General features: G+C 55.8%; 10 protein-coding genes and 2 pseudogenes. 9 read left to right on the plus strand and 3 right to left on the minus strand.

Going from position 1 to position 16,513, the window contains the following annotated elements:
- Nucleotides 1-134: 134 nt before the first annotated feature.
- Nucleotides 135-503 (plus strand): annotated as a pseudogene (locus XI25_RS34100) (NADPH--cytochrome reductase); the annotation flags it as partial.
- Nucleotides 504-565: 62 nt separating this feature from the next.
- Nucleotides 566-1,435, plus strand: coding sequence for a helix-turn-helix transcriptional regulator (locus XI25_RS04035; protein WP_046677477.1), 870 nt, complete (start codon nucleotides 566-568; stop codon nucleotides 1,433-1,435).
- On the opposite strand, the gene XI25_RS04040 is transcribed toward XI25_RS04035, so the two are convergent.
- From XI25_RS04040 to XI25_RS04055, 3 genes are all read right to left on the minus strand, one after another.
- Nucleotides 1,410-4,364: a DEAD/DEAH box helicase gene (locus XI25_RS04040; RefSeq protein ID WP_046677478.1), complete on the minus strand. Its 2,955-nt coding sequence runs from the start codon at nucleotides 4,362-4,364 to the stop codon at nucleotides 1,410-1,412. The genes XI25_RS04035 and XI25_RS04040 overlap by 26 nt on opposite strands.
- Complete coding sequence (locus tag XI25_RS04045) at nucleotides 4,361-6,019, minus strand: SWIM zinc finger family protein (RefSeq protein WP_046677479.1); 1,659 nt, start codon at nucleotides 6,017-6,019, stop codon at nucleotides 4,361-4,363. Before XI25_RS04045 ends, XI25_RS04040 begins: the two co-directional genes overlap by 4 nt.
- Nucleotides 6,020-6,540: 521 nt before the next feature.
- Complete coding sequence (locus XI25_RS04055; protein ID WP_046677481.1) at nucleotides 6,541-7,356, minus strand: AraC family transcriptional regulator; 816 nt, start codon at nucleotides 7,354-7,356, stop codon at nucleotides 6,541-6,543.
- Nucleotides 7,357-7,493: 137 nt separating this feature from the next.
- On the opposite strand from XI25_RS04055, the gene XI25_RS04060 reads away from it, so the two are divergent.
- The 7 genes and pseudogenes from XI25_RS04060 to XI25_RS04090 all read left to right on the plus strand — a co-directional run bounded on the left by XI25_RS04060 (nucleotide 7,494) and on the right by XI25_RS04090 (nucleotide 16,426).
- Nucleotides 7,494-8,267, plus strand: a complete 774-nt coding sequence (locus XI25_RS04060) for a sugar phosphate isomerase/epimerase family protein (protein ID WP_046677482.1) — start codon at nucleotides 7,494-7,496, stop codon at nucleotides 8,265-8,267.
- 34 nt (nucleotides 8,268-8,301) lie between these two features.
- Nucleotides 8,302-9,320: pseudogene (locus XI25_RS04065) on the plus strand (Gfo/Idh/MocA family protein).
- A 497-nt stretch (nucleotides 9,321-9,817) separates the two neighbouring features.
- Entirely contained in the window at nucleotides 9,818-11,590 is a 1,773-nt protein-coding gene (locus XI25_RS04070; RefSeq protein WP_046677483.1) for a cache domain-containing sensor histidine kinase, read from the plus strand.
- 33 nt (nucleotides 11,591-11,623) lie between these two features.
- On the plus strand, nucleotides 11,624-13,210 hold the full coding sequence (locus tag XI25_RS04075; RefSeq protein ID WP_235439648.1) for a response regulator transcription factor: 1,587 nt from the start codon (nucleotides 11,624-11,626) through the stop codon (nucleotides 13,208-13,210).
- 74 nt (nucleotides 13,211-13,284) lie between these two features.
- On the plus strand, nucleotides 13,285-14,601 hold the full coding sequence (locus XI25_RS04080; RefSeq protein WP_046677484.1) for an extracellular solute-binding protein: 1,317 nt from the start codon (nucleotides 13,285-13,287) through the stop codon (nucleotides 14,599-14,601).
- A gap of 38 nt (nucleotides 14,602-14,639) precedes the next feature.
- Nucleotides 14,640-15,515 carry a carbohydrate ABC transporter permease gene (locus XI25_RS04085; protein ID WP_046677485.1) on the plus strand — a complete coding sequence of 292 codons (876 nt, stop codon included), beginning with the start codon at nucleotides 14,640-14,642 and terminating at the stop codon, nucleotides 15,513-15,515.
- A gap of 86 nt (nucleotides 15,516-15,601) precedes the next feature.
- A complete protein-coding gene (locus XI25_RS04090) occupies nucleotides 15,602-16,426 on the plus strand; it encodes a carbohydrate ABC transporter permease (protein ID WP_046677554.1) in 825 nt (274 codons plus the stop codon).
- Nucleotides 16,427-16,513: the final 87 nt, after the last annotated feature.

Raw genomic sequence — 16,513 nt, forward strand, 5'->3', positions numbered from 1 at the left:
GTATCGGCGGTTTGTTTATTATGAAGTGCCATGTATACAGGGAAGAGGTGCTACGAACAATAACTTGTTAGAGCCAATACAGACAAACAATTAATATTTAAATTGGGAATATTCGGAGAAATAATGTTATGCAAATGAACGATGAATTTCAAATTCCGCAGCCGAAAACGTATGGTCCATTAGGAAATTTGCTACTGTACAATCTGGGGAAAAGCCGATACAATCCTTAACGGAATTGGCCTATGAATTGGGGCCTATCCTCCGCATGCAGCTCCCAGGAGGCCGTAACGACATTTACATATTAAGCGAGGAACTTTTAGTCGACGCCTGTGACGAGGACCTTTTTGACCAAAGGGTATGGGCACCGCTTCAAATAGTGCGATCTTTTAGCGGAGACGGCCTGTTTACCAGGCTGGATAGAAGAGCCGAATTGGCAAAAAGCACACAACATTCTCATTCCAAGTTTCAGTCAAAGAGCGATGCAGAGCTATCATTCCATGATGAAAATATCCGTTATCAGATCATCACATTTCTCATAGCAGACCGGTAAGGGAGGAAAACAAAAATGAATTCCCAGGCCAGACTCCAAGCCTTGTCCGCATTCCTGAAAGCCCAGCGGGCCAAGATTTCTCCGGAATCCGCCGGCTTGCCGGCAGGAACCCGAAGAAGGACGCCGGGCTTAAGAAGGGAGGAAGTTGCCCAATTGGCGGGCGTCAGCACGACATGGTATACCTGGCTGGAGCAAGGACGCGACATCAAAGTTTCGTCTTCTGTTCTGGACTGCGTGGCCGGCGCTTTGAAACTGACCCCGGATGAGCGGAAATATTTGTTTTCGCTGGCTTTCGAGACCGGCCCCACAACCTTTCAAATCAAAAAGGAGGCGGCTGCGATCAGCCCCTCCTTGCAAAAAATCATAAAAGAACTCCACAGCTGTCCCGCCATCATATCGGACCGCATGTGCAACATCGTCGGATGGAACCGGGCGGCAGCCCATGTATTCCTGGACTTCGAGCTCATTCCTCCCGAAGAGCGGAATATGATCCGCCTGTTGTTCACGCGCCGGGAATTTCAGCGTCTGGCCGTAAACTGGGAACAGTTCGCCAGCGGGTTTCTGGCGATGTTCCGTTCCTACTACGGGCAATATGTGGAGGATAGGTGGTATGCGTCGTTTCTTGAAGAAATGAAAAGAGACCATCCGGGCTTCACCCGCATGTGGGAAGAAAGCCAGGTCAGCTACGCCCCGGAGGTCCATCTTGAATTCAGGCATGCCAAAGCCGGAAAAATGGTGTTTGAGCTGACATCCCTTCATGTTTACGGCAGCGACGATCTGCGCTGCAGCATCTATACCCCGGCCCCGGACACGAATACCGAATCCAAGATGCGGCAGCTGATGGAGGAAAAATCGGAGCCTACGTCCAATCCCTCCGAAGGGTGAACAGATCCTTCAGCTCCTCGGTTGACAGCTCCGTAATCCAGCCTTCGCCGCTGCCGGAGATGACGTTGTCGCTCAGCTGCTGTTTGCTCTCCAGCATTTCATCGATGCGCTCTTCCAGCGTGCCCAAGGAAATAAACTTATGCACCTGAACATCCTTCGTCTGGCCCATGCGGTAGGCGCGGTCGGTGGCCTGGTTCTCGACGGCCGGGTTCCACCAGCGGTCAAAGTGGAACACGTGGTTGGCCGCGGTCAGGTTGAGGCCCACGCCGCCCGCTTTGATCGACAGGATGAATACGTTAGGCTGCTCCTCTGGCGGAAGCGTCTTCGACTGGAACCGGTCGATCATCCGGTCGCGGGCGGTTTTTGAAGTGCTGCCGTTCAGATAGAGAACGGGCTCGCCGAGCTCTTGATGGAGCACCTGCTGCAGCATTTCGCCCATGCCGATGTACTGGGTAAAGATCAGGCAGCGCTCGCCTTCCTCCCGGAGTTCCTTGACCATGGACAGGAGACGTTCCAATTTCGCGGACCGGTTGATGATGCTGTTTGTGTCAAGCTGCCGTCCGCTCGTCCCGAGCGCCTCCGGAAGGGGATCATGGGTCAGCAGGAGCGGATGGTCGCACAGCTGCTTCAGCCGGGTCAGCGCCGACAGGATGGCGCCTTTGCGCTCGATGCCTTCCAGCTTCTGCATGCGCTCCAGCAGCTGATGGACCGTCTGATCGTACAGCGCGCCCTGCTCGGTAGTGAGATGGATATAGGTTTTCATCTCGTTTTTGTCCGGCAGATCCAGCTGGATGTTCGGGTCCTTTTTCTTCCGGCGGAGCATGAACGGCTTGACAAGCTTCTGCAGATCCGCGGTTTTTTGTTCGTCGCGGTCCTTCTCGATCGCCTGGATAAAGCGGTTGGTAAAGGCCCGCAGGCTCCCGAGATACCCCGGGTTCATGAAATCGTAGATGGACCACAGCTCGGACAGCTTGTTCTCGATCGGCGTGCCGGTCAAGGCGATGCGGTGTTTGGCCGGAAAACCGCGCACGGCGGCCGATTGTTTGGTCTGGGCATTCTTTATGTTCTGAGCCTCGTCGAGGCAGATCGATTCCCATTTCAGTGTTTTTAACAGCTCTTGATCCAGCGTCGCGGTAGCGTAGGAAGTCAGGATCAGGTCGGCCCCCATGGCCTCCTCGGCAAACTCCTCGCTGCTGTACCGCTTGCTGCCGTAATGGAGCATTACCTTAAGCGTCGGGGCAAAACGGCTCAGCTCCTTCTGCCAGTTGCCAAGCACCGACGTCGGGCAGATCAGGAGAGACGGCATCGGTTTATCCCTCTCTGCCGCGGTTTCCTTCACGTGCAGCAAGTACGCGATGAACTGGACGGTCTTCCCGAGGCCCATATCGTCGGCGAGACACGCACCGAGCCCGAAGCGGCGCAGGAAGGCAAGCCACGAATACCCCTCATGCTGATAATGCCGAAGCTCGGCCCTCAGGCTGTCCGGCACGGGAAGCTGCGGCCATTCGTTCTGCCTGCCCAGCTGGCTGATCAGCCTCAGCAAATGCTCATTGAGCTCGACTTCAAGCCGGATGCGTTCTTGGGATTTCTCTTCGGCAGCTGCTTCGCCCGGGGCGCTCTCCTCCCCGGTGCCCAGCAGGTGAAGGTGCAGGATGTCCTGAAAGGAAAGCCCTTCCGACTTGTCGATGCCGGCCATCGCCTGCCGGATCTGCGCCACCAGCGCGGGGTCGAGCGGAATCCACCGCCCGCGGAAGCGGACGAGCCGCTCGTTGCGGGCGACCAGTTCGGCGAACTCGGCCTCGGTCAGGTCGGCGTCGCCGATGGCGATGCGCCAGTCGAAATTGACGAGCGAGTCGAGGCCGAACAAGGAGCTGCCCGCGCCGCGCTCGGCGCCTTCCCCGCTGCGGACCTTGGCCCGCAGCTTCGGCCGCTTGCGGCTGGCTGCTTCCCACCATGCGGGAAGCAGCACCTGCCATCCGGTTTGCAGGAGGCGCTGGCTGTCCGCCGTGAGGAACTGCCAGGCGGCTTCGTCGGTCAGCGGCTCGCCGAACAGGTCGGAGCCGCCTTCCGACAGCATCCGCGGAGGCAGTGCTCCGCGCAGGCGATCCAGCCAGCTTGCGGAGCGCTCCCGGATGTGGGGCGTCCAGCCCTCCGGCCAAGCGCCGTGCGCCTGGCCGTCCTCGCCGAGCCGGACGGAGACCAGCATGGACGGGTCGTGCTTGTCCTGAAGCACGAGCGTAAGCCGCCAGTCTGCAGCCTCTTCGTCCGGCTCCAGCAGCTGGAGCAGCGGCCGGAACGGGGCCGTATCGGCTTTCCAGCCGATCGCCACGAGCCAGGAGGCCGCATCCATCCCGGCCGCTGCCGTGCGGTCCCCGGCGAAGAGCAGCGGATATTCCCGGCGCAGGTCCGCGGCTTCCTCTTCCGTGCCGAAGCAGCGGTGGAACACGGCTGCGGTAAAGGCCGCGCTCAGCCCTTCGCCGATTAAGGGATCGCTGTCCAGCTGCGCCAGGATCGCCCGGCCCTGCGGATCGAGGGTGTCCGGATCCCACGTCCACTGCAGCTTTCCTTCCTTGTAAGCCTCAAAGCTCGGGATAAAGGCTCGTTTGCGGATACAATCATAGAGCAGGGGAGCAAGCTTGATAAACGGTTCGCTTTCCTCGCCCCATGCCCAATCGATATGCTCCAGAAGCGTTAGCTCCGCGAAAAAAGGAATGACCTGCTCTGCGGGCAGGACGACCAGTTCTACGTCCCTGAGCTGCTGAACCTCCAGCCCGGTCCCGTAAAACGAGGCTTCGTGCCACGCAAACAGCAGCTGTTTCAGGGCCAGCCCGGAGAAATAAGCCCCGGACCGCGTCGTCCCGTAAATGAGCGCATCGCCGTAGGCGCTTAATGTGATTTGTACGTTGATCGTTTCGGTATGGCGGCTCATGATATCAGCTTTCCTCTCCGCAGCTCCTCCTGCAATGCCCGAAGCCGGCTGTGCCGGCTCGCGAAGGAGGTTATGAATATGTCCCAACGGTCCTCCCGTTTCAATTTCTTGTACAGCTTGGACAGCCGTTTAAGCAGCTTGACCGCCGCTTTATAGCTGGATCTGTTTTTTTGCGCAATGTAACGCTCCGCCGCCTGATGATAGAACGGGAGCAGCAGCTGCGGGGCCTCTTTCTCGATGGGCGCAAGCACGCTGACGCGGAACTCCAGCGGCTCCCGGCCGGTACTCAGCTGGAAGTCCATCCACCGTTTCCACTCGCCGCGGGCAAGCAGGGCTTCCTGGTAAATGTCTTTGGAATAAGGAAGCATCTCCACAAGCGTATCCCATAGATGCCGCTCGGCCCCGGGTACATGCTCCACGGCTTGATCCCAGTAAGCCATATAGTCGTTAAGGTTATGGTTCCTGTGGCTGGCGAGGAGCGGGCCGGTTTCAATGAGCCAATCCTTCATCCGCGGCCATTCCTTCGCTTTGGCAAGGGCATCGAGAAAGTGAAGGAGCTGCTGGGGTTGAATGTAGAGCGCTTTGTCCGCGGCGCGCAGCAAATCCCAGGCCTCCTGATCCTGTTTCAGATAGAAAAACATCAGGCTTTGGGCAAGCATTCCCGCCGATCGGGAATAGGCGGAGCCAAGCTCATGTTCAGCCGATTGCAGAAGCCTAAGTTCTTCGGCATACCAGCTGGCGCCCTGTTGATACGGATGAATGCCTTCCATCCACAGTTTACGGTAGATACGGGAAAAGAATGGATGGTTCCGGGGCTCGGTCAGCATTTTACCGCGGACGTAACCGAGCGTTTCGTTTAAACGTTCCGCCATTTCCGGCTCCGTCTCCGGTCGAATGATCCATTGGCCTGCGGCGAACCGTCGTCCGATGTCTTTTTCAATGTCGTCTGCCGCCATCTGGACATGGTAGCCCATGAAGAGACTGGCCCCCGAAGCGGAGCTTTGGGGCTGCTTCACGAGTCTGTCCAGGACGAACAGGCGGGCATGAAGCTCGTAAAGGGTGTCTGATGCATCGGCAAGGGAAGGTTTGACGCGGGAGATCGCCTCAAGGGCGTTTCGGGCGTACAGGGAATTGGACGCATGAATGCCGAGCGAGGAAGTCGCCTCCTGAAACAGCTCATGCCAAGCGGCGATAGGCTGTTCCGGCAGCCGGGAGGCCAGCTCCTTGAGCCGGGCGATCTCCTCGTTTTGCCGTCGGGGGGGTCCGGGCGGTCCTTGACGCAGTCCCGTCCCCGCGGACGGCAGATCTCCCAGACGGATGAGGGCGGTAGAGTGGGCGTTAACGAGCGCATGGACGGACCGCCCCTGACGGTTGACGGCTTCCAGCAGCACGGCGACCATATGCTTGCATGTTTTTCCGACCGGACAGGTGCAGCGGCTGTCTTTGAGCGAGCCGGGAACGATGTCGACGCTGTAAGCCTCGCCTCCCTTCACTACGGCCCCGATATGGCCGGAATCGTGAAGCTGCAGGGAAGAGACCCGGCCCTGCTTGTAATATTGAAATCCGCGTTTGATCGTAAGGTCGGTGAAATTCGCGGCGGTATTTTGTATGAGTGTCTGCCACTCCAGATCATCCAGCGGCTGGATAAGGTTCATGATGAATCCATCTCCTAAAGGGCGAATAGTATTCCGGACTCTAATCTACCATATCCGGTGCGGCGAATAAATAAGCTGGGAGAGAAAGGAAAGTTTTTCGGGAAGCTATTGCATAACGAACGAAAAAGATGCCGGACGATGGACGAGGTAGAATAGAAAACGCCCCGATTTTCGGGGCGTTTATGCTATAATTTGGAATGTACAACACACCTTGAGCGGTCAGGCTCCCTCCGGAAAGGAGGTGAGTCATATGAACATTTCCTTTGGTGAAGTAATTACCTTCGGGCTTTTCCTGTTGGCGTTGCTCACTTATCTTGATAAAAGGAAATGACCCACTCATAGGTTGGCAAACCGTGGGTCACTTCTTGCAGCAAGATATAGCCCTTGGAGGGAAGAACCCACTCAAGATGTTGTACTGGGGACGGACTGCCATCCGTCCTTATTTCTATTCTTATCTTAACATACCCGTTTTTAGTCCTCAACAAATGATCTGCGGGAGCCGGGGCGCCTTTTTTTCAAAATCACTCGGCGGACCTTGCCGCAGCCGCTTTTTCCTCCCGGTATTTTAACGGAGGTTTTCCGTACTTGGCCCGGAAGACGCGGTGGAAATACGAATAGCTGGCAAAACCGCAGGTCTCCGCGATTTCCTCGAGAGTCATGGAGCTGTACTTGATGCGTTCAACGGCCGCATTGAGCCGGATTTCCAGCGCATATTGGATCATGGTCTTGCCGTAACAGGCCTTGAACAGTTGAACGGCGCGCGACAGGCTGAGACCGGCATGGGCCGCGGCTTCTTCGAGCTTGAACGTTACGGTGGCATGTTCTTCGATGAACCGCTTGAGCCGCAATGCCGTAAATGCGGAACGGTCCGTCGTTTTCGTCTCGGTGATGGCCCGGTCGAGGCAAAGGCAAAGCCCCCGCAGCAGATAACCGATCAGCTCCGTATTTTCCCCCTCGAGCCCGCGCCTTTTTTCGAGCAGAAGCTGTCTCCACAAGCCAAGCAGGTGATCGTCGATGCTGATATGGCTCACCTTTTGCCGCTCTAACCTTTTCCACCAGCCGTCAATCCAGGATCCGTCGCAAAAAATATAATAATCGGCGCTCGATATGCGCCCTTCATTCCCTTCGTCCCTTACTTGCAGCTCGTATTCATCCCCGGGCTTAAGCAGCAGCAGATCGCCGGCCTGCAAACGGTATTCTTTGCCGTTGCAATAAACCTCGCAAGACCCTTCGGTTTGCAAACGGAACAAATAGGTAGGAAAGCCGCTCTTATGGCTGTTGCTAAACGGCTCGTTATGATAGGAGTAACCGCAGATCAGCAGTCTAGCTTCCGTCATGGCTTCATCTCCTCCCTAAATAGTAAGCAAATAGTTCATGTTGCAGCAATATAGTTTATGTTCATTTTAGCTTACTTTCGTTTATGATGGTACCAGATAGAGCATTGAACTTAATCTTTGAATCGAGGTGTCCTTCCATGAGAAGAATGGGGATCGGATTGCAAATGTATACGCTTCGCGACGAAACGGCGCAGGACTTCCGCGGCACGCTCCGGAAAGTGGCGGAATTGGGGTATGAAGGCGTGGAGTTCGCGGGTTACGGCGACATTCCGGCCGAGGAAATGAAAGCGCTCCTTCAGGAGCTTGGTCTGCAAGCCATCGGCAGCCACGTGGGGCTGCATCTTCTTCGCGAAAATCTCCAGAAGGAGATCGATTACCTGAAAACGATCGGCGCGAAATATATGATGTGTCCTTATGTGGCACCGGAAGACCGCGAGAGCACGGAGGATTGGGTGAACCTGTTTGCGTTTTTGGAGGAAGCGGGGGCCGAAGCAAGAAAGCAGGGATTGATCTTCGGTTACCACAATCATGATTTCGAATTTAAACACCATGTGGGCGAATCGTTCGTTTTCGATGCCATGTATGAAGCGACGCCGCCGGAAGCCGTACAGGTGGAAATGGACGTATGCTGGGTGCAGTTTGCGGGGCAGGATCCGCTGGCCTACATTCCGAAATACGCCGGCCGTTTGCCGCTTTTGCACCTGAAAGACTTCAGCAAAGACGAGCAGGGGAACATGAAGACGCTTGAACTGGGCCAAGGCACGGTGAATCTTCCGGCCGTCATTCAAGCCGCTTCGGATGCAGGTACCGAGTGGCTGATCGTGGAGCAGGACGTCTGCCAGAATCCGCCGCTCCAAAGCATTGGGAACAGCATGGCCTGGCTGAAGCAAAACTATCTGAACCAATTTTAGAACCAAGACATTCAACAAAGGAGATTACACCCATATGAGTAAAATTAAAGTAGCTGTCCTCGCTGCGGCGCGATTGCCCAGCGCAGGCACATTCCCGAATATGCCGCTAACCCCAACGTTGAGCTGGTTGCCTTCGCCGATCCGGTAAAGGAACGCGTGGAGGAAATCGCCGCGTTGTACGGCGGAAAAGCATATACAAGCTACGAAGAGCTGCTGAAAAACGAAAAGCTGGATGCGGTTAGCGTCTGTACGCCGAACTATCTTCATGCGCCGATGAGCATTGCTGCAGCGAATGCCGGCCTGCATGTTTTGGTTGAAAAGCCGATGGCAACGACGGCGGAGGAAGGGGAGCGGATGATTGAGGCGGCCCGCAAAAACGGGGTGTACCTCATGGTCGGCCACAATCAGCGCCTGATGCCGCCGCATGTCAAGGCGAAGGAAATCCTTGATTCCGGCAAGCTGGGTAAAGTGCTTACCTTCCGCACTTCGTTCGGGCATCCCGGTCCGGAGAGCTGGAGCGTCGACGGGCGGGACAGCTGGTTTTTCCGCAAGGAGGAAGCGGCCATGGGCGCCATGGGCGATCTCGGCGTGCATAAATCCGACTTTATCCGTTATTTGCTTAATGACGAGGTCGTGGAGGTTGCGGGCTTTATCGGCACGATCCACAAGGAAGGAACCGACGTGGACGACAACGCGACCTGTATCGTCCGCATGAAGAGCGGCGCCGTCGGCACGCTGATGGCCAGCTGGACGCATTATAAAGGCGGCGACAACGGCACCGTGGTATGGTGCGAGAACGGCGTGATGAAGATCGGTACCGTAAACGGCGACGAGGTCATTGTCGAGCTGACGGACGGAACGGTCGAGACCTACAAGGTCGGCGCCATGGCGACCAACGAGAAACAGGTGCCGAGCGGCGTGATCGATGCGTTCGTGGAATCGATTCTCACGAATACGCCGCCGTCGATTTCCGGCGAGGAAGGCTTGCGTTCGCTGAACGTGATCCTGGGGGCGTTTGAGTCCCAGGCAGCCGGGAAAATCGTGAAGCTGTAACGGCATAAAAGGCTAAAAAACACATACGGCCATGAGCATATGAGAACCCCCGTTTCCGGACCGCTGGCAATGCTAAGCGGCTAGGGAACGGGGGTTTTGTTAACGTCCGCCTGTCCTCGGCTTCGGAATGATGGCCCAGCATGTGATAGCAGTAGAGAAAAATCGGTCTTTGGCATAATTCCACGATTGATTCGAATTTTTCGATATCACCCTCCACTACGTCAGCTATGGCCTGACGTAGTTCGGTATCATCAAAGCCCCTCAACCCCTTTCACCCCATACAATGAATGATCCGCACCCAAACGTGGCATTTAAAACAATTCGCAAGTATAACGTCGGATTTATCCCCGTCAAAATGAAACAAACCATTTACTCTTCCGGGATGAATATTCTAAGATAGATTCTAAAACTGCCGGGCTGCAAGCGCTTGCGGCGTACAGCCGCCGTCCGAAAACAAGGTTCCCCGGCATCGGGCACATAAGGAGTGAGGTGAAAACATGAAGAAATGGCTGGGCAGATCGCTGAAGCACAAGCTGTCGCTCCTGATCATCATTGCGACGATGGTTCCGCTTCTGTTCCTTGGTTTGTTCTCCTACAACATGGCGGGCGGCATTACCGAGGAGAAAGCCAAAATATCGGGAATGAACACCCTGCGGCAGCTGGAGGCTTATCTGGTTACCATGGTCAAGGACGTGGAGAACATGTCCATTTTTCTGATCGGGCACAGCGGGGTGCAAAGCTATCTGAAATCCCCGGAGAGGGAAAGCAATTACACGCAGCAGACGTCCATCATCAGTTTTTTGACGAATTTGGCGTTTTCGAAGGAGTATATCGCCAACATCATCATTGAGCCCCTCGGCGCCAAGCAGCCGATTTCCCATAAATCGCTCATACGGTCGGAGTTCCGCGACATTACGGAGGACATTCCCGAGTACTACAAGGAGCGTCCCAAGTGGTGGTCTTACGTCCACCGGCAGTGGACGTCGGACGGAATGCGGCGGGTGATCACGCTGGCTCGCCCGATCCGAAGCACGGACAAGTACAAGCATATCGGGAAGGTGCAGATCAATATCGATCAAGGGGTCATCGCTTATCAGGTCCGGCAGGCGGCGCTTGAGAAAAGCGGGTTCGTGCTGCTTCTGGACGAGCAGGACCGGATTATCGCGGGTCCGCCCGACGTGGAGGCGAATACGAAATTGTCCGCGTTGTATCCGGGGATGAAGCCGATGGATGGCGAGAGCGGGACGCTGAATTACGGCGAAGGGCAGGACAAGAAGACCGTGCTTTACAAATCGGTGGAAGGGGTGAACTGGAAGCTCGTCGGCATGATTCCGGCCGAGGAATACCGTTCGCAGAACCAGTATGTGCTGACCCTGACCGCCGTCGCCGTTACCGTTGCCGGGCTTCTCGTCATCATTCTTGTCGTTTTTTTGATCCAGAAAATCACGAAGCCGCTGACCGTTCTGGCCCGATTCCTGAAAAACTCAAGCCCGGAGGAACCGCTGCCGGCCATTCCCGTCACGACGATCGATGAGGTGGGGCAGCTTGTCATCAGCTATAACCGGCTAAACTCACGGATCGTGAAGCTGACGGAGGAGGTCAAGCTGAACGAATCGCTTAAGAAGGAAGCGGACATGCAGGCTTTGCAGGTGCAGATCAATCCGCATTTTTTATATAACACCCTTTCGTCCATTCAATGGCTTGCCCTGATGAACAAAGACGGCAAAATCGCCGAAATGGTCGGATCGCTGAGCGATTTTCTAAGGTTCAGCCTGAATAACGGCCAGGAATACTGCACGGTCCAGCAGGAGATGGAGCATGTCCGGAATTACGCGAACATTCAATCGATCCGCTACCCGGATAAGCTGAGGCTTGAAGTCGTGATGGAGGATCCTGTACGGGAACAGACCATGCTGAAGCTGCTGCTGCAGCCGCTGGTCGAGAATGCGCTGCAGCACGGGATTTTGAAAAGGGACGGCCTGGGCATCATCCGGATTTATGCCAATCGTGAAGAAGAAGGGATTCATTTTACGGTCGAGGACGATGGAATCGGCATGAGCGGCGAGCGCTTGTCCTGGCTTAAGGCCCGGCTTGGCGAGCCTCCGTCCCAGGAAAAGGAACGGCCTGCCCAAGGCGGATTCGGCCTGCGCAATGTCAATAACCGGCTTCAGCTTCACTACGGGAAGGAGTCCGGTCTTGAAATCGAGAGCACAGAAGGCCAGGGGACGCGGGTAAGCTTTACGATTCCGGAACCAGGCGCCGATGGTTAAGGTTTTACGGATTGGAAGAGAAGGGAGAGAAACATGATGAAAGTGCTGATCGTGGACGACGAGGTCATCATCCGCACGGGATTAAGCACGGTGATCGACTGGCAGGGCAGCGGCTTTACGGTGCTTGAGCCTGCGGTTTCGGCAGAAGAGGCGCTGAACCGAATGCCGGAGGAGGAGCCGGATATCGTGTTTACGGATATTCGGATGACGGGTCTCAGCGGCATCGAGTTGGCTCGGGAGATCCGAAAGGCATGGCCCGATACGGAGCTGATCGTGATTTCGGGTTTTGACGAATTTGCCTATGCCCAGCAGGCGATGCGGGAAGGCGTGAGCGAATACCTGCTGAAAACAAGCCGGCCGGACGAAGTCATTCAGGCTGCCATGCGGGCAAAAGACCGGATCGAGCAGCGCAGGCAGCTGGAGCGGCAGGGCAAGGTTCAGGAAGAAGCGGTAAACCGCGGCTTTCTGAGAAGAGTGCTGGGTTCGTCATCCCCGCCGGACGAAGGGACGGTGACGGAGCTGCTGAGCCGGTATCCCGGCCTTCGGGTGACACCCGGCAAGCATCATTTGCAAATCGGGATGATTAAGTTGAAGGTTGACCCTAAGAGCCAGGAAATAGCCGGGGTTTCAGAGGAGCTGTACCGGCTGTTGGGCGATAAACTGAGCGATCTTCTATCCTGCAGCTGCGAGTGGCTGCAGTGGAACGAATCCATGCTGCTTCTGGCCAGAATCGACGGGGATCCGGTTTGGTCCTCCGCCCGTCTGGAGTCCGCGGTTCGGAAAGCGGGGGAGGAACTGGACGTTCAGACCTTTACGGCCTGCGGACAACCGGTGGGCGAGGCGCGCCAGCTCAGGCTGGCTTTTGAAACCGCCGCTGAGGCGGCTTCTTACGAATGGCTGCTGGATGGACGCGGGCATGTCTTTTATGAAAATATTTGCGATCGCAAAGGCGTCAGATCGTTATGTACGCTGGAAGAGGAGAGGGAACTGGCGGGTTGGCTCCGTTCCGGGGACGCGGAAAAGCTGCGGGCCGGAGTAACCCATCTTGTTGAACGCGTCCGTTCGGATCCTGAAGCGACGCCCGAGTCGGTTCAGGCATATTTTCAGTCGCTGATCGTATCGGGGCAGCGCTGGCTGGAACGGGCCGCCCTCTCGGTCGGCCGCGCCTGCGAACCGCCGGGCCCAGACGCTCCGGTCATGGCGGGTCTGTCGAAACAGCCGGATTGCGTCCTGTTTGAATACTTCGAAGACGTCATGGTGCAGTATGCCGGGCTTGTCAACGGGGCGAATCCTGTTCAGCGGGCGGCGGCTTATATCCATGAGCATCTGGATCAAGGGCTGTCCTTGCAGCAGGTAGCCAAACATGTGCACATGAACCCGAACTATTTCAGCGAAATGTTTAAAAGGGAGACCGGCCAAAACTATATAGAGTATGTAACCCGGGCCAGAATGCGCAAAGCCATGAGCCTCCTTACCGAAACGCCGGCCAAAATCAGCGAGGTGGCGAACAGCGTCGGCTATGAGGATTTGAAATATTTTAACCGGCTGTTTAAAAAATTCACGGGCGTTACGCCTTCGGAATATCGGTCGAAAACCGAAAATCGTCCCTCTATCGACTGAATTTTGTCCCCTACGGGCTCGGGGCCTCCTCTTCTATACTTGGGTTATTCAAGGAACTCTAAGGAGGATTGACCATGAAATCAATGCGTAAAATGGGTTTGATGCTGCTGGTGCTGACGATGGTTTTGGCAGGTTGCGGAAAAAGCGAGCCGAAAACTGAAACCGCTAACAAAGGGGATAAGGTGAAGCTGACGATCTGGCACAATTTTGCGGGCGATGACCTCAGGGCCAAAACGGTGCGCAGCTTCATCGACCAGTTCGCCCAGGAAAACCCGAACGTCGAGCTGGATGCCCAGGCGATTCCGCCGGACGGGTACCGTCAGCGCCTCAGCACGGTAGCGGCGGCGAATGAGCTGCCGGATTTGTTTTTCGTTTATGCGGGCAGCCAATCCGCCGAATTGTACAAAGCGGGACTGTTGCAACCGATTACAGACGTGATGGAACAGCATCCGGAGTGGAAGGACAAGTTCTTTGAGGGTGCCTTTGATCCTTTCAGATTTGAGGAGAACGAAATTTACTCGGCACCGCTCGGCATGTCGGCCACCTCGATCCTGTATTACAACACGGAGTTGTTCGAGAAGCATAACGTGAAGGTGCCGACAACCTGGGAAGAGATGATGACGGCGGTCAAGGCGTTTAACGAGAAGGGCATCACGCCGATTGCGCTCGGCAACAAAGCCCCTTGGGTAGCACAATCCACGATTCTCGGATCGCTTGCGGACCGGGTGACCGGCACGGAATGGTTTAAAAACGCGGTAGCGCAGAAAGACGCCAAGTTTACCGATCCCGAGTTCGTGAAAGCCCTGGGATACTTCAAGGAGCTTGTGGACAACAAAGCCTTTCAGGAAGGCGCGAACAGCATAGACAATACGCAGGCGGAGCAGTATTTCGTTCAGGGGAACGCCGCCATGATGATCAGCGGAGCCTGGACGCTTACGAATCTTGCCGCTTCGGCAACCGATGAGCAGATGAAAGCGATCGATGTCACGGTGCTGCCGTCCATCCCGGGAGGCAAGGGCGACCCGAACACGATTTCCGGCGGAGCGGGAGGAGGTCTCGCACTCAGCAAGCGGACCGAAGGTGCAGCTAGGGAGGCAGCGTTGAAGCTGCTGTACACCGTCAGCGGACCGGAAGCCCAAAAGGCGATTGCCGAGAGCAACTCCATGGTGATGTACGATACGGAAATCGACGAAGCCAAAGTCACCCCGCTGTATTACAAGGCATTTAATCTGGTCAAGAAAACGGGCATTACTCCGGTATACGATGCATATTTATCCGCGGAAGCCGCCGATGTGATCAATAACGGCCTGCAGGAGCTGATGATGGGCGGAGCGCCGGAAGGCATAGCGAAAAAGCTTCAGGATGCGCAGGCCCGGTCTGCCGCTCAATAACTTAACAGTGATGCACGCAGAAGAGAGGAGGCCCGCTCATGCCAACCGCCGTTCGAAGTAAAGGATTTATCGCTCTTGCCCTGCTTCCGGCGCTCCTGCTGTTCCTGCTGTTCGTTATCATTCCGGTCTTCTGGTCGGCGTATTACGGCTTTTTTGACTGGAAAGGGTTCGGTGCGGCCCGCTTTATCGGATTTGGCAACTACAGCGAGATTTTGCAGGACCCTATATTCTGGAGAGCGCTGCGCAACAACTTGATTGTCGTGGCGTCCTCCATCATCGGCCAGGTGCCGGTCGCCCTTGTGCTGGCACTCCTGCTGATGAAAAACTCCTTTTTCACCCGATTGATCCGTTCCGCGGTATTCATGCCGATGGTGCTATCGACCGTTGTGGTCGGTCTGATCTGGGGCTATATTTATAATCCGCAGTTCGGTATCGCCAATAAAGTGCTTGAGATGATCGGCCTGGAATCCTGGACCCGCGCATGGCTGTCGGATCCGAGCGTCAATATGCTGGCGATCACCATTCCGATCAACTGGAGCAATATCGGGCCTTACATGGTCATCTTTATCGCGGCTCTGCAGAACATATCGCCCGAAATCGGCGACGCCGCCAAAATTGACGGAGCTTCGGGCTGGAGGAAATTGTTATATGTCACCCTGCCTATCATCTGGGGCACGGTCGTGGTTACGCTGGTGCTGTGCATCTCGGGAAGCCTGAAGGCCTTCGACCATGTCATTGTCATGACGGGGGGAGGGCCGGCCCAATCGACGGAGCTGCTGGCCACGTACATGTACAACAATACGTTTGATGTTTACCGGTATGGTTACGGCTCTGCCGTATCCACCTTGATTATGATCATCAGCGCTCTGTTGATCGGCATCAATTATGTGCTGACCCGAAAAAAAGAAGCTTGACGGGAAGGAGGAGGCTTGTGAAACAACAAAGACTTTCAGCGCCGTCAGGGGCGGGACCCGTCTCATCAGGCCAGCGTGAGCGGAAGATGGCAGGCAAAGGGCTGTCCGGTCTGGTGAAGCTGATACTGCTGGTTTACGCCGTACTCACCCTGTATCCGCTGTACTGGCTGTTTATCAGCGCGTTCAAGACCAATCAGGATTTCTTCAACCGGCCTTACGGCCTTCCCCTCGTCTGGATGAAAGAAAATATCGTCCGGGCATGGGAACTGGGGAACATGGGACGCGCCATGCTCAACTCGACGATCGTAACGCTTATTTCCGTGCTGCTCACGTTGGCTTTAAGCCTTTTGGCAGCCTATGTGCTGGCGAGATTCCGGTTTCCTTTCAAAAAGGTTGTTATCGCCTTGTTTCTCGCCGGGATGCTGATTCCGATCCACAGCACCCTCGTTCCGTTATTCCTGATGATGAAGGAAATCGGGCTGCTGAACACCTATGGTGCGCTGATCCTGCCGTACACGGCGTTTGAACTGCCGATCGCGATCTTCCTGGCGATGGCGTACATGGCGTCCATTCCGCGAGAGGTGGAGGAGGCGGCGATGATCGACGGCAATGGCTGGTGGGGAATCTTCGGAAGAATCATCGTTCCTTTGTGCACGCCGATCGTGGCCACCATCGCGATCCTGGCTTTTCTCCGGTTCTGGAACGATTTCTCCTTTGCGCTCGTGTTCATCAACTCGCAAAGCTTAAAGACGCTGCCGCTGAGCCTGTCCCTGTTCTCCGACGGCTTCGGTACGGATTACAGCCTGACCATGGGAGCGATGGCGATTGCGGTCATTCCGACCATCATTGTTTATCTGATCATGCAGGAGCAGATCATGAAAGGCATGGTGGCCGGATCGGTCAAGGGGTAGGAGTACCGTGAAGCAAACTATACGGGCTGCATAGGCTTGAACGCGAATAAATGAAGGGGCGCCCAAAGGTCGGTTGACCTTTGGACG

Source organism: Paenibacillus sp. DMB20 (assembly GCF_000987955.1).
Lineage (GTDB): Bacteria > Bacillota > Bacilli > Paenibacillales > Paenibacillaceae > Paenibacillus_AQ.